Here is a 14,122-nt window from a genome sequence, read left to right on the forward strand (position 1 = left end):
AAAAGACACGCTGAGTATACGCATACAGAATAATTTTTAATAGCATCTTCGGGTGGTAGGCCGGTCGGCCTAATTGTTCTTCTAATTTATTAAAGAGTGTTTGCGGCATGGCTTCGACTAAGGCATTAACCGCAAAAGCGACATCCGTTTCAGGAATAAACTGTTCCAACTCTAATGGTAAAATCGTTTGATTAATGGTATAATCTTTAAACATAAAAGCACGCTCCTTTTGATTTGGTTTAGTCACTTTAATCTTACACGGTTGCGTGCTTTTTGTGTACCCTAAAATTAAAAAAGTGAGAAAATAATCAGATTTTCTTCTGACTATTGTCCCACTCCCTTTTTGTTTCTTCTAAGAAAATAGCTATTTACAAATTCAAAACATAACTATATAATTAAGTTACTTAATTAATAATATTTATTTAAGGAAAGGAGAATAGAAAAATGAGCAGTAGGCAAAATCATCCAATCAAGCTAGTGAATAAGACAGAGCTGAAAGCTTTTCTATTCTCGAAGGAATTTGCCACACAGGCCGAATTGGCTGAAGGAGCTCACATCAGCGTTGTCACTGTAAATAGTTTAGTAAAGGAACTGGTTGCAGAGGGGTGGTTTGTTTCTGGAAATCAGTTACAAAAGGATATTGGTCGTCCGTCTATCAGATATTTTTTTAATTACAACCGCTATTTCTTTTTGTTATTGTCCATCCAAGCTTTTAAAAAACGCTTAAAAGTATTGGCTAAAGTTGTAAACTTAAAAGGATTGACTATTTTTGAGAATGAGTATGATTTTTCTATAGTCGATTTAACACATTTAAGTATAATCTGCAGCAAACTGTATCAGAAATATCCAAAGATTCATTCGATTTCCATCGCGCTGCCGGGAAGAGTGCATCAAGATACTGTTACTTCAAGCTGGTATGATCAGATGAACGGCTGGAATTTCAAAAAGGAAATCAATAACTATTTGTCTTTGCCAATATTTGTTCAAAATGACGCCAACCTGGCAACTATTGGTTTTTTCATTAGAAAAAAAATTGATAGGAGCAACATCATTGTTGGCATTTATTTTCCTGAAGGAGAGGTACCAGGAATTAGTATTTTTTACAACAATCATTTATTTCTTGGGAATCAAGGGCTGGCAGGGGAAGTGAAGTATCTACCAGCACTAATTGATGAATCAGCTGCACTCTATTGGGATAAGCTGATAGAGTTAGTAGCAGTTTATAACGGTATTATTGCCCCGCATCACATAGTTGTTTTTAACGCTGAATCGTTTGTTACAGAAGAGGAGGTACTAACGGCTTTATCAAAAAATTCAGTTATTTTGAAACAGCCAAATAAGCCGAAAATTCAGCTCAGTAATCATCTTACAGAAGACATCTTCAGCGGCTTACACTGGCTTTCGTTACAGAATTCGATTTATTTTAGTAGTCTTATGAAAGAGTAAGATAGATATTATTTTAAGGAGGATGACACATGATTAAATTAGTTATTACAGATATGGATGGCACATTTTTGAATCGTCAAGGTGATTTTAATCGGCCGCTTTTTAAAGAGGTCAAGGAATTGATGAATCAGACAAATGTTGTATTTGCACCATGTACAGGTAAGCAATGTGAACGGATTGAAGAGCTTTTTGGTGTAGAAGAAGCCAAGGATTTTTGGATTTTAGGTGACAGTGCGACTCGTATTAAGCATGAAGGTGAGTATGTGTACCAATCTCTTATAAAAAATGAACTGGGTCAAAAAATTATCCAGCGTCTGGAAGAAATTAGCAGAGAACATATTATCATTGCCTGCACACCAAAAGCTGCTTATGTTCGAACAGATTTAGATGAAGCAGGGTTAAAAATGGTTAAAGGTTCTTATGCAAAGGTTATTCAAATAGATGATCTAACAGCAATCACAGATGATTTTGTGAAAATAACGATTTATGATGAAAAGCTGCGTTGTTTTAAAACTAGAGAAGAGCTAAGTCAATTCTTTGATCAAGCGTATATCGTAGCTTCCGAAGCTGCTTGGATAGATATTTCAAATATCGGCGTTCATAAAGGAACAACCGTTGCCAAGCTGCAGGAGCTGTTGAATGTTACACCAGAAGAAACTATGGTTTTCGGAGATGGCTTGAACGATGTGGAACTAATGGAGCGGGGCGCATTCAGCTTTGCCATGCGTGATGGATTTGAAGAGACAAAAGAAGCAGCAAATTATATCATCAGAACCAATGAAGAAGACAGTGTCATGCAGACAATTTTGCAAATTTTGAACTTACAAAAATAATTTAACTATACAATTTTTGCTTTACGAGGAGAGTCATTTTTCCTAAAAGACCTTTAAAATTATGCTGCTTTATCCACTGCATTGATACATTTAAAACCGGAGGAAAAACATAACAATTGGAACAGGAGCGGGAAATTTCTGCTTTTGTTTCATTTTTTTATTTGAGGCAGAAGAGTTTTCCAAAATACCTTATGAAATTGTTATGTGATTAACAGCCTCAGCCCAAAAGAGTATACGCTCTAAATTATCTAGTGTAACAAGTAGCATTTAATATATTTTCTTCATTTAGGTAAAATACGTATTTATTGTTACTAGATAAAATGGTAAGCTGTTTTTAAAGAAAAATATAAGATAAGCACGATTAATGGCTATACATCTGAACAATGAACCGAGGGAAATAGACAATGGAAATCATTAAGATGTCTCAAAATTTATCAGAACTGCCGGAGATTCATTCATATGATGCACTTGAAGTCACTGCTTTTAATATCTATAATAATCATTTTTCCAGTATTCCTGAAGCAATCTTTGCTATGAAGAATTTAACGAATCTAAATATTTCGGTCAATACAATCACTAAGCTGCCAAAAGAAATCGGAGAATTATCTCAATTAAAAATAATTGACTTTGGGCATAACAAAATGAAAGAGCTGCCACGAGATTTTTTTAAGCTTTCAAATCTAGAAGACTATGTATATTTACATGATAACCTGTTCGAAGCAGTACCCGATTGCTTTGACCAGCTGCCTAAAATTAAATATCTAAATTTAAGCGGCAATCAACTGAAACAGCTGCCTAAAAGTGTCGGCGTACTGTCTGACTTACAGGAGCTGCGGCTGATGGATAATCATTTAGACCAGCTGCCGGAGACATTGAAAGCTCTCACGAATTTACGAGAGCTTTATTTGAAAAATAATCAGCTGACTAGCTTTGTATTCCCTGAAACGCTCTGGGGTAAGCTTCGGGTATTGGATTTAGAAAAGAATAATCTAGTCCAACTGGGGCTGGATTTCAGCCAGTTATCCGGACTTCAACGTCTTAATCTCCGCAGCAATCAACTAGCCAAACTTCCTGCTGAACTTGGAAAAGCACAACAGCTAATCGAACTTGACTTACGTAGTAATCATCTAACCGAGCTACCTGAGGAAATCTTACAGCTCAAGCAGCTGCGTCGATTAGACTTGAGATGGAATCATGAACTAAAACGCCCGAGTTGGCTAAAAGAGCTGGCAGCGCAGGATTGTGTTATTTACTATTAGTGTGATGAATGAACGGTATACTTTTACATCAGATTTCGGGGAAGATGAGTCCATAAGTATATAACCCAATCTTCTAACCTCCCTGTTCCAGTACTTGGGAGTAAATTTAAACAAAGGCGAAGGAGTAAAAATGAAAGACACTTTTGAAATCAACTATCAGTTATCCATTGATGATTACTTAGCTCATCAGGAAAACATCTTTCTAAGTAATAAAAATCCTAGTGTGAGGGATTCCGTCCAACGTTGGATTCGTCTTTCCTTTATTTTGATTGTCTTAGTGTATCCAGCAATTGTTTGGCTGCTTACACATTCAGTCGTTTTAACACTGGTTATGTTAATAGCTGCAGCTGTATTGTTTTTCTTTCTACAAAAGAATGCTGCAAAGTCCTATTGGTATTGTTACAAGGGGAAAGCACGGAAAGATTTGCTGCAAACCTATTTCAATAATAATGAAGCTCAGAAAATTCCGATGACTGCTTATTTTCAAGAAGATACATTAACAATCATCAGTGAAACAGCTAGTAAAAAGATTAATAGAAAGGATATCGATAATCTGAAAATATCTCCAGTAAGTATTTTTTTCTATACAACAAAACACGAAGCTTCCTATATTCTTTTAGAAGGAATTGAAAATAAAGAACAAGTGCTTAACTGGTTTAGAGAAAAAGAAGTCTAAGCAAATTTTGTCAGTTGTTTACAAGTCTTCTTTATGAGTACAGGAACTGCAAGTCTTTATGCGTCATTCACCAAACATCTGGAATAATCTGATAAATCGGAGGAAGTCGTAAAATGAAGCATTTTAGAAGAAATAAAAGAGAAAAACTTCTTGAAAATCCTTGGTATGCAGTTTATCGAGATGATATTCATACAGAGACTGGACATCATTTTCCAGAATATTATGTTATCGATGTGCACCAGCCAGTGGCTGCTGCTGTAATTGTCAATAAGAAAAATGAGCTTCTATTCGTAGAGCCTTTCCGCTATCCTATTGATCGAATTAGCTTAGAAATTCCTGCAGGCTCCGCTGATTCAGGTGAAAGCCTACAGGAAGCAGCTGTTCGTGAATGTTTGGAAGAAACAGGGTACGAAGTACAGATTGAAGGAACAGGGTATGATTATTTCCCCTCTAATGGTATTTCCAACCAACGTTTTGTTATTTTTTTTGGAAGGGTTATAGATGAAGCTCCGCAAAAAGCCTATGATCAGGCAGAAATAGCTGCAGTACGCTGGCTATCAATAGAGACAGTTAAAGAAAAAATTGCTAACAACGAAATCAAGGATGGGTTAACATTAACTGCCTTGCTCCTTTTTTTATCTATGTAATTCTTTAAAAGACTTTGTGTATAAAGCGGCAGCCATGTTTTTCTGATCCAATCAGAGCGGGGACAATGATTTCAAATTCGTCTATAAATTATTTATCTAATGATTCTATTTATTAGGAGATGTTCATGTGAAACTAATTCCGTATTAGCAAAACCGTTCAATCGATAAACAGTTAAATGACTATCATTTACCTAAAGACCAGATTTTGTTCTCAGGCTTGCCAAGAACAGCAATAGACGCTGCCAAGGGAGATGTCAACCGTTTTCCCGTAATTCTAATCGACAAGGAAAAAGCTACAACTTTTTTTATTCTTTAAAAAGGGGAGAAAGCAGCAGCATATTCTGATAATCCTCAGGCCATGCTGTTGCGCAGTTTTTCAACAGACTGGCAATATCAGGGACAAGGCTATGCCAAAAAGGCGCTTCTGTTATTGGATAAGTATATCAAAGTCCATTTTCCCAAGATTGACGAGATTGTCTTAGCTGTGAATAGTGTGAACTTAGCAGCAATTTGCTTATATTCTGCATGCGGCTATAAAGAGACTAAAAAGAGAATCCAGACAGAGTATGGTCAACTCTGGATTCTATCCAAATCAGTCGCTTAATACATCTGGTTTACTTAAAAATAACAACAATCATCTAAAAAAGGAGTTGGAGAGGATGAACAAACCGAAACGGTTAAAAAAAGGAGACAAAATAGCCATTGTTAGTCTGTCTAGCGGGCTATTGGGTGAAGAAAGCACCAGTCATAACGTAAGTATAGGAAAAGAACGGTTGGAAAGCTTAGGGCTTATACCTGTTTTTATGCCTAATGCTTTGAAAGGAATTGATTATCTTAAAAATCATCCGGAAGCTAGAGCTGAAGACTTAAAAGCAGCTTTTTTAGATCCAGCAATTAAAGGAATTATTTGTGCGATTGGCGGTGACGACACGTACCGGTTGCTTCCATTTTTAATGGAGGATGAAGCGTTTATCCAAACTGTCAAAGATCAGCCTAAAATCTTTACAGGTTTCTCTGATACAACCATTAATCATTTAATGTTTTATCAATTGGGATTGACTACTTATTATGGTCTAGCCTTTATAACTGATTTAGCAGATATTGCCGTTGATATGCTGCCCTATACCAAAAAATATTTTCTAAATTTTTTGGATTCCCAGTCTGAGATACAGGAGATTAGTTCCAGCGATATCTGGTATGAGGAACGAACGGATTTCTCCCGGGAAGCAATCGGTCAGGATCGTGTTGCCCACACTGAAACAAAAGGCTTTGAACTGCTTCAAGGCAGCTCAGTTTTTGAAGGCCCGCTGCTAGGAGGCTGTATAGAGAGCCTTTCCGATATTCTAACAGCAAACCGCTATCCTGACGAACAGAAAATCTGTGAGCACTATCGACTATTTCCAACTTTAGAAAAATGGCGGGGAAGTATTTTGTTTATTGAAACAAGTGAGGAACAGCCAACTCCTAAGGTTTTCAGAGAAATTCTTCAGCTATTAAAAGAAAAAAGAATCTTCGAAGTGGTTAACGGTATAATCGTGGGTAAACCTCAGGATGAAAAATATTATGAGGAGTATAAAGAGGAATTACTTCAAGTGATTGATAATAAAAACCTCCCGATACTCTATAATATTAACTTTGGTCACGCTACCCCACGATGCGTTCTGCCCTACGGCGTTGTTTGTGAAGTGAATGCCGATGAAAGCATTTTACGTTTTAAGGAATCAATGTTCTCTGGCTAACAGTTATAGCTACTATGTGTTTTACATAGTTAAACCAGTTTTCAGAATTTGACTGAAGGCTGGTTTCTTTTTTGCTTGACTCTCTTCCTACATCAGAGTATAGACTTAACTCATCAAATTAAAGGAAGGGATGAAGTAGGATGAAAGTTGTTTTGGAGGAGTTTGTGCCCCAAGGAGGGCATCATTGTATTACTAATGCAGTTAAGCAGGTTTTTGCTTATTACGGACATCCAATGACAGAAGCGATGATTTTTGGGTTAGGAGAAGGACTGGATTTTACCTATGTAAATTTAGCTCACGCACCATTAGTTTCTGGACGTTCAAAAACGATTGATTTTGAGAAAATTTTAGCAAAGAACCTGGGAATCGACGTACAAATCAAGAAAAGCAGGATTGCTGAGAAAGCTGAAGCCGCTGCAAAAAAAGAGTTATCCTCAGGGCACCCATTACTGATTTATGTGGATATGGCTTATCTTAACTATCTACAAATGGAGGATGCAGGTCATTTCGGCGGGCATAGCATTGTACTTTTCGGATACGATGATGAAAATGAACTTTTTTATGTCAGCGACCGAGATCAAACCAGCCAGCCGATTCATACCCCGAAAGGATTAATGGGTAGTGATTATCACTTAGTTGGTTTTGAGGAAATAAAGTGTGCCAGAAGCAGCAGGCATCGGCCATTTCCGGCCAATAATCAGGCAGTAAGCTTTGACTTAAGTAATTTCAAAGGAGTAACTGAACACATGCTGATTCAGGCAATTAGCAACACTTGCGAGAGGATGCTCTTTCCAGAAGCAAAATTAAAAGGAATATCCGGGATTGAAAAATTTTCTAGAGAAATCAAACGTTGGAGCAAATTTGATTCGCAAAAACTTCAATTAGCTGCGGTCACTAATTATTTCCAAATTAATCACCGGGGAGGGACAGGCGGGGGGGTTTTCAGAAAGCTTTTCGGCACATTTCTAATTGAAAGCAGCAACTTGCTGAGGCAGCCGATTTTAGCAGAAATAGGAAATGCTTTTGTTGAACTGGCGCAGCAATGGGACAGGTTGGCTGATAGTTTATGGGTACTTTCTGAAAATGGCAATGTTTCAGCGCTTCTCGAACTTAGTGAAGTGATTTACAGTCTGTATCAAAAAGAGCTTATGTTGTTAAACAGACTAAAAAAAGAAATTGAACTGTTCAACAAAAATATGTAAAATAACAAAAACCTTTAATTATTAGTCTAGACTGAGTAATTTGAAGGTTTTTGTTGTATATGCAACAAAAATATTGTATTATCAAGATAACGAAATAAAAGAAAGCAGGCTGACTATGATTGATGTATTGAGAGATATCGGTTTGATTTATCGATCACTGGATGCAATAGCCAATGTAGAATTTAGAGAGTTTAACTTAACCAGAGGGCAGTATCTTTATCTAGTTAGAATTGTTGAAAATCCTGGTATTATTCAGGACAGGCTGGCTGATTTGATTAAAGTAGACCGGACGACTGTTGCCAGAGCGGTATCAAAGTTAGAGGCTAATGCGCTGATTGAAAAGCAGCTTGATGAAAAAAACAAGAAGATAAAGAAGCTGTTTCCGACTGTAAAGGGAGAGAAAATTGCTGCAATCATTATCAAAGAAAATCAATACTCGAACCAAATTGCACTAGACGGACTAAGTGCTGCAGAGAGAATACAGTTATCCCAGCTTTTAGAAAAAGTGAAGAAAAATGTGGCAAACGATTGGGAACAATTAAAACAAGGACAAAAACGAAACTATTTATAAAGGAGCTAAAAAATGAACCAGCTAAGAAAATGTACTTCAGAGGATTTAGAATTACTGCAGAAAATCAGTATCGAAACCTATTCGGATACCTTTGGAGCTTACAATACAGGGGAAAATATGGCAGTTTACTTAAAGGAAGCTTATAACCGTGAAAAGCTTGCAAAAGAACTGGTGAATCCTTTGTCTCAGTTCTATTTTATTTATGAGGATACGCAGTTAGCAGGCTATATGAAACTGAACAGCGGTGATGCTCAAACGGAGCCAATTGACAAAAATGCTCTAGAAGTGGAACGGATCTATATTCGAGCTGCTTTTAAACGAAAAGGGCTCGGCAAGAAACTGATTGAAACGGCTGTTAAAACAGCAAACGCTCAAAAGAAAACCAGCATTTGGCTAGGTGTTTGGGAGAAAAACGATGCTGCTAAAGTCTTCTATGAAAAAATGGGGTTTCTGGAATACGGCTCCCACGACTTTTATATGGGAGATGACAAGCAGACAGATTTGATTCTGCTTAAACAGTTAGCATCGTAAAAATTTAACGGAAGGGAGCCGTTATGGGTACATGGGTAATCAGAAATATTTCAGCAGCTCCTGAATTAATCAATGACGCAGCTGATTGGTTCCATGAGAAATGGGGGATTCCTGCTGCTATCTATAGGGAAAGTATGCAAGCCAGTCTAATAGAGGAAAGGGCTGTCCCTCAATGGTATGTTGTGGTGGCTAACAAGAAAATCATTGCCGGCTTAGGTGTGATAGAGAATGATTTTCATGAGCGAAAAGATTTAACTCCTAATATTTGTGCAGTCTTCGTAGAGAAAGACTATCGGGGATTGAGTATTGCTGGAGAATTACTTGACTTTACTTGTAAGGATATGAAGAAAAAAGGGATTGATTTTCTTTATCTTATTACAGACCATACTACTTTTTATGAAAAATATCATTGGGAATTTCTATGTCTAGTGAAAGAGCAGGGCGGGGCTGGACTAACAAGGATGTATTATCATAAAGAATAAACTGGTTCTGGTTTTCCGCCTAATAAAAACAGCTTAGAGAGGACAACGAGAACAGTGCCTTTCTAAGTCGTTTTTTTCTACTACATGTGTTTTCTGAATGATGGATACCTTTTGTTTACTCTATTTTCTAAACTACTAGCCGTTTAATTTTAAATATCTAATTTTCTACTTGCCATCCATTTAATCATGGCAGGATCTGCATGAGAGAAGAATTGGCTTTCACCCGCATCCAGTGCAGCAATTGCTTGCTTATCTTCATCTGTTAATGAAAAGTCAAAGACATCAAGATTCTCTGCCATCCGTTCTGGTTTTACAGATTTTGCCAATACCACAATATCCTGTTCTATCAGCCAGCGGATAATTACCTGAGCAACAGATTTATGATACTTTTGACCGATTCCAACAAGCACTTCATTCTTGAAGATATCATTTTTTCCTTCTGCAAAGGGAGCCCACGCTTCTGGAAGAATATTTTCTTCTCTCAATGCTTGAATATTTCTAGTCTGTTGATGAAAAGGATTGATTTCAAGCTGATTAATCTGAGGAGTAACCTCATTAAATTCGGCCAAGTCAACTGCCCGGTCTACTGCAAAATTAGAGATGCCGATTGAGCGCACCTTGTTTTCTGCCAGAAGCTCTTCCATAGCACGCCACGCACCATAAACATCGTTATACGGCTGGTGAAGCAGTAATAAATCAATGTATTCAAGTTTTAAGCGGTCAAGGGACTGTTGGAAAGAGGTTTTAACTCCTTCATACGATACATTTTCTACCCAAATTTTTGTTGTGACAAACAATTCTTCTCTAGGAATACCAGATTTAGCTAGTCCGCGACCAACTGCTTCTTCATTCATATATGATTGAGCAGTATCAATATGACGATAACCTGCCTGTAGCGCTGCTAAGACAGCTGCTTCTGCCTCCTGAAAATCAGTAATTTGATAGGTTCCAAAACCAAGAACAGGGATTTCTACACCGTTATTCATCTTTATTGCTTTCATTATTCTTCCTCCATGTCTGTTTTCTTTTTGAAATGCTTCATCTTCCATAATTCCTCGATTTCATCATCTGATAAATTTCCAGTTCGAAACTTGGCAATATGGTCGTCGTAGGTTTCAATTTTATATTGAAGCAGTTCTCTGACTTTCGTCATTTCTGTAATTTTCTCATCCAGCTCATTGAGCTGTTCTTTGAGAATATCTTTTTGTGCCAGCCGTTCATCTCCCTCTAGTTGAGAAAGAGACGCAAATTCTATCAAAGATTCTATTGACAATCCCGCATTGCGCAGACTTTTTGCTAGAAATATCCAGTTTAAATCACGTTTGGTAAAGACTCGATAGCCATTTTTATCTCTTTTTACGGGTGGTATGACTCCTACACGTTCATAATAGCGAATAGCCTCAACTGTTAAATCAAACATCTCTGCCGCTTGTTTAATGTTCATTTCCTTTGTCCCTCCTAAAATTTCAGCTGCCTTGTACAGAATAGAACTGACCATTATTTCTATTTAATTAGAAGCTGTTATAAAAAGCCGGTCGTTTTATAATCCGGAAAAATCATGATTGATTATTTCCAACAGCTCGAAGGTATCATTTTCAAAAGCAAACTTCAAAATACAACAGTTGCCAATCCGTCCTTGTTGGTCAACTTGGCTGGTATGCTGCCAGTTTCTCATAAACTGACGACAGGATGCACCATGAGAAACAGCTAAAATAGTCTTACCGGTCTCTTCCTGCATAACTTTTAATAAGGTATCAGATACTCTTTTTTTAAATTGTTGTTCTTCTTCTCCGCCATATGCAGTAAAGAAATTGCCATAGGGGAGAGGCGGGTTTAAATATTCATGCTCCGCTTCCATTGCGCCAAAATTCCATTCCTTCAATCCTTTCAACCGCGTATATTGTTGATGAGTGATAAGCTCTAATGTATCACAAGCCCGTTCAGAAGTTGATGCATAAGCTCCGTCGAACGTGATATTTCTCTCAGAAAAATAACTGCCAGCAATTACTGCCTGCTGTTTGCCTTTTTCCGTCAAAGGAGAGTCGCACCAGCCCTGTATCTTTTTCTGTTGATTAAACAAGGTCTCTCCGTGGCGCATCAAATATAGATGTTTGGTCATTAGTTTCACCCTTTCACTATTTTTCCTTATCCACTACTAAATTTTTATAACTCTATCATAAACCCTGAAGTCCACTTCAAGGCAAGAAAAACATTAATTTTTTTGATTATTATAGTTTTTAATGAAAGTGTCAAAGAAGAGAAACTTCTTTATAATAAAATTCATTAGACGCTTTCTAACATAAAATCTTGATGGTAGACTAAAATAACAGAGAGAAAAGATGTAGAGATAGTTCGATAGCAAATTACAGTAAAAAGCATGGGGAGGAAATAGCTAATGAGTAAAAATATTTTAGTATTGGGCGGAACCCGTTTTTTTGGAAAACATTTGGTACAACAGCTGCTATCCAGTGGAGAAAATGTCACCTTAGCCACCAGGGGCGTTACTAAGGATTCTTTTGGCAATCAGGTTAAACGAATTGTGTTTGACCGGACAAGCAAGGAAAGTATTCAAAAAACATTGAGCGACTCAGCATTTGATGTTGTTTATGATAATATTGCGTATACTTCTGTTGATGTAGATAATCTATTGTCATCCATTCATTGTCATAGATATATTGTTACTTCATCGACAGCTGTTTATCCAGTACTCCATCTGAATACAGTGGAAGAAGACTTTGATAGTTCAGATCAGCCTTATAGATTAGTTAACAGAGACGAAACTGATTATGCAGAAGGTAAACGTTCCCTAGAGCGTATTCTCACGCAGAAATATGCTTCCGTTGATGCAGTGATTGTCCGTTTTCCTTACGTCGTCGGATTAGATGACTATACAAAACGACTGCGGTTTTATATTCAACATACCCTTAATCAGCAACCTGTACACTGTGATAACTTTGAGAACCAAATGAGCTTCGTCAGCTCAGAAGAAGCTGGAGCATTTTTAGCTTTTTTAAGTACTTGTTCATTTACAGGTGCAATAAATGGTGCCTCTAAAGGAACAGTTTCGGTAAAAAATGTTTCTGACTATATTAGCACTCAGACAGGCAAAGGCATTTTATTAAATCCCTTTGCAACTGCCGCTCCTTACAATGGCACACCTGAATATAGTATAAATACAGAAAAAGCTCATACTCTTGGTTTTGACTTTTCTGATATTCATCATTGGCTGTTTCAGCTAATTGATGCTGAAATAAAGCCGCATTAAAAAGAAGAGATTGTGAATAAATACATCTTGTTTATTGCAGCACGAAAAGTCCATACCGTTCAAATTCTTTTTTTGATTAAGGTATAGACTTTTTTAATTGTTGCTGAGATAATAAATTTATGTGAATCCTTAGAAGGTACAAGGTAGAAATCTATTTTCTGTTCAACCTTTTACTGGGTTTACCTATTAAATTGTTAGGAGTGTTGAATGTGGAGAAAAATTCATTGAGGGTTGAGATTTTCGTTTAGCCATACGAAAATTCAGGATCCTATAAAAAGTACAGTATTTGGCTAAAACCAAGAAGAAAGAAGCAGGTGAAGTTATGATGACAATCAAACGATTGAACAAATCCATAATAGAAAAGCCAAAACAACTTACTAGGAGGAATTTTTTTGACGCAAACCATTTATGTAAAGGAAAAATTAGACACAAATGAACAAACAGCTATTGAGGCACTAAGAGTATCCCTGGAGAAAAAAGGAATCGCACATAAGCTGGACTTAGATTATCTAGCAGAAAACAAGCATACAAAACATTTACTGTTTTGGACTGATAAGCAGTTGACAGCCTATGGTGTTTTGACTTCATATGATCCTGAAGAGCTGGAAGTCACGATTATGCTGGAAAAATCACAACCAGTATTTGAACAAATTATTGACTCTCTTTATTCATATATAGAGGATAAACCGATGAATCAATTTGTGGTTATTCTTGACCACAAGCATCAAATTATGCAGGACTACCTTGCGGCAGCAGACTGCACCTATGATTTCTCCGAATTCTATATGACCCTATCCTTTGAAAAATTCAATCAGGTTGATGTTACAAGAGTCCCTCTTGTAAGCGGAGAAACAGCTGACGCAAAAGAACTAGGACGTTTTTTAAACGATGGAGAAGACTTTGAACTAGCTCGTGAAGATTTAGAGCGATTTCTACTCTATAAAAAAGACGATACAATTCTTTCAAGCTTACGGATTGATGAATCAGATAACGTTTTTGGGATTTACGGCTTCGTCGTAAAAGAACAGTTACGGGGGCAAGGGATTGGCCGAAAAGTTTTAACGACTGCACTTCAAGATATCATGAATAATGAACCAAAAAAGGTTTATCTGGAAGTTGAAACAGAGAATGCTAATGCTGTCCATTTGTATCAGGCACTGGGCTTTGAAGAGCAGATACAGTTTGATTACTACACATTTTCAAAAAGTAAATAGTCGAAGCATTCTTAAGTAACAATCAAATCAGCTGCAGACTTAACAAGTATAAAAACTAAAACAGCTAGAAGAGGCTGAATCAAAAAAGTTCAGCTTCAAGAAATAAGCCGGAAGTCACGAAAATTGTTTCACGATTTTTGATGACTTCCGGCTTATTGTCGAAAAAAATATTTTTATCTTGCCTGCTATTTAGAATTAGAGTAAAAAAGTTCCGACCGGCTTTTTTTATACGCTATTTCTATTAGCAGCTTTGAAAA

Annotated in this window: 16 protein-coding genes and 1 pseudogene; 13 read left to right on the top strand and 4 right to left on the bottom strand. The window is 36.9% G+C overall.

Annotated features, from left to right (window positions below; genetic code table 11):
- Positions 1–214, bottom strand: a pseudogene (locus ACPWSO_RS16655) (IS5/IS1182 family transposase); the annotation flags it as partial.
- A gap of 230 nt (positions 215–444) precedes the next feature.
- Between ACPWSO_RS16655 and ACPWSO_RS16660 the strand changes: the two are divergent.
- The 11 genes from ACPWSO_RS16660 to ACPWSO_RS16710 all read left to right on the top strand — a co-directional run bounded on the left by ACPWSO_RS16660 (position 445) and on the right by ACPWSO_RS16710 (position 9,386).
- Complete coding sequence (locus ACPWSO_RS16660) at positions 445–1,446, top strand: ROK family protein (protein WP_426084719.1); 1,002 nt, start codon at positions 445–447, stop codon at positions 1,444–1,446.
- A gap of 29 nt (positions 1,447–1,475) precedes the next feature.
- The gene (locus ACPWSO_RS16665; protein ID WP_426084720.1) at positions 1,476–2,279 is read left to right on the top strand and encodes an HAD family hydrolase; all 804 of its coding nucleotides are present in this window, start codon (positions 1,476–1,478) and stop codon (positions 2,277–2,279) included.
- Positions 2,280–2,683: 404 nt separating this feature from the next.
- Positions 2,684–3,538 (top strand): leucine-rich repeat domain-containing protein, encoded by an 855-nt coding sequence (locus ACPWSO_RS16670; protein ID WP_426084721.1) that lies wholly within the window; start codon positions 2,684–2,686, stop codon positions 3,536–3,538.
- A 130-nt stretch (positions 3,539–3,668) separates the two neighbouring features.
- On the top strand, positions 3,669–4,214 hold the full coding sequence (locus ACPWSO_RS16675) for a hypothetical protein (RefSeq protein ID WP_426084722.1): 546 nt from the start codon (positions 3,669–3,671) through the stop codon (positions 4,212–4,214).
- A 113-nt stretch (positions 4,215–4,327) separates the two neighbouring features.
- A complete protein-coding gene (locus ACPWSO_RS16680; protein WP_426084723.1) occupies positions 4,328–4,861 on the top strand; it encodes an NUDIX hydrolase in 534 nt (177 codons plus the stop codon).
- 364 nt (positions 4,862–5,225) lie between these two features.
- Complete coding sequence (locus tag ACPWSO_RS16685) at positions 5,226–5,465, top strand: GNAT family N-acetyltransferase (RefSeq protein WP_426084724.1); 240 nt, start codon at positions 5,226–5,228, stop codon at positions 5,463–5,465.
- A gap of 55 nt (positions 5,466–5,520) precedes the next feature.
- Positions 5,521–6,600: a S66 family peptidase gene (locus tag ACPWSO_RS16690; RefSeq protein ID WP_426084725.1), complete on the top strand. Its 1,080-nt coding sequence runs from the start codon at positions 5,521–5,523 to the stop codon at positions 6,598–6,600.
- A 140-nt stretch (positions 6,601–6,740) separates the two neighbouring features.
- Complete coding sequence (locus ACPWSO_RS16695) at positions 6,741–7,802, top strand: BtrH N-terminal domain-containing protein (RefSeq protein ID WP_426084726.1); 1,062 nt, start codon at positions 6,741–6,743, stop codon at positions 7,800–7,802.
- 115 nt (positions 7,803–7,917) lie between these two features.
- A complete protein-coding gene (locus ACPWSO_RS16700; RefSeq protein ID WP_426084727.1) occupies positions 7,918–8,373 on the top strand; it encodes a MarR family winged helix-turn-helix transcriptional regulator in 456 nt (151 codons plus the stop codon).
- A 12-nt stretch (positions 8,374–8,385) separates the two neighbouring features.
- Positions 8,386–8,904, top strand: coding sequence for a GNAT family N-acetyltransferase (locus tag ACPWSO_RS16705; protein WP_426084728.1), 519 nt, complete (start codon positions 8,386–8,388; stop codon positions 8,902–8,904).
- Positions 8,905–8,927: 23 nt separating this feature from the next.
- Positions 8,928–9,386, top strand: coding sequence for a GNAT family N-acetyltransferase (locus ACPWSO_RS16710; protein WP_426084729.1), 459 nt, complete (start codon positions 8,928–8,930; stop codon positions 9,384–9,386).
- A gap of 149 nt (positions 9,387–9,535) precedes the next feature.
- Here ACPWSO_RS16710 and ACPWSO_RS16715 read toward each other — a convergent pair whose 3' ends face one another.
- From ACPWSO_RS16715 to ACPWSO_RS16725, 3 genes are all read right to left on the bottom strand, one after another.
- Entirely contained in the window at positions 9,536–10,387 is an 852-nt protein-coding gene (locus tag ACPWSO_RS16715; RefSeq protein WP_426084730.1) for an aldo/keto reductase, read from the bottom strand.
- The gene (locus ACPWSO_RS16720; protein WP_426084731.1) at positions 10,387–10,830 is read right to left on the bottom strand and encodes a MerR family transcriptional regulator; all 444 of its coding nucleotides are present in this window, start codon (positions 10,828–10,830) and stop codon (positions 10,387–10,389) included. The genes ACPWSO_RS16715 and ACPWSO_RS16720 overlap by 1 nt, the downstream gene beginning before the upstream one ends.
- A gap of 96 nt (positions 10,831–10,926) precedes the next feature.
- Complete coding sequence (locus ACPWSO_RS16725; protein WP_426084732.1) at positions 10,927–11,505, bottom strand: histidine phosphatase family protein; 579 nt, start codon at positions 11,503–11,505, stop codon at positions 10,927–10,929.
- 276 nt (positions 11,506–11,781) lie between these two features.
- Between ACPWSO_RS16725 and ACPWSO_RS16730 the strand changes: the two genes are divergently transcribed.
- Both ACPWSO_RS16730 and ACPWSO_RS16735 read left to right on the top strand, forming a co-directional pair.
- Positions 11,782–12,651, top strand: coding sequence for an NAD-dependent epimerase/dehydratase family protein (locus tag ACPWSO_RS16730; RefSeq protein WP_426084733.1), 870 nt, complete (start codon positions 11,782–11,784; stop codon positions 12,649–12,651).
- A 392-nt stretch (positions 12,652–13,043) separates the two neighbouring features.
- Positions 13,044–13,865, top strand: coding sequence for a GNAT family N-acetyltransferase (locus ACPWSO_RS16735; RefSeq protein WP_426084734.1), 822 nt, complete (start codon positions 13,044–13,046; stop codon positions 13,863–13,865).
- Positions 13,866–14,122 lie beyond the last annotated feature (257 nt).

The sequence above is a fragment of the Enterococcus sp. LJL51 genome (assembly GCF_049894025.1).
Taxonomy (GTDB): Bacteria; Bacillota; Bacilli; order Lactobacillales; family Enterococcaceae; genus Enterococcus_L.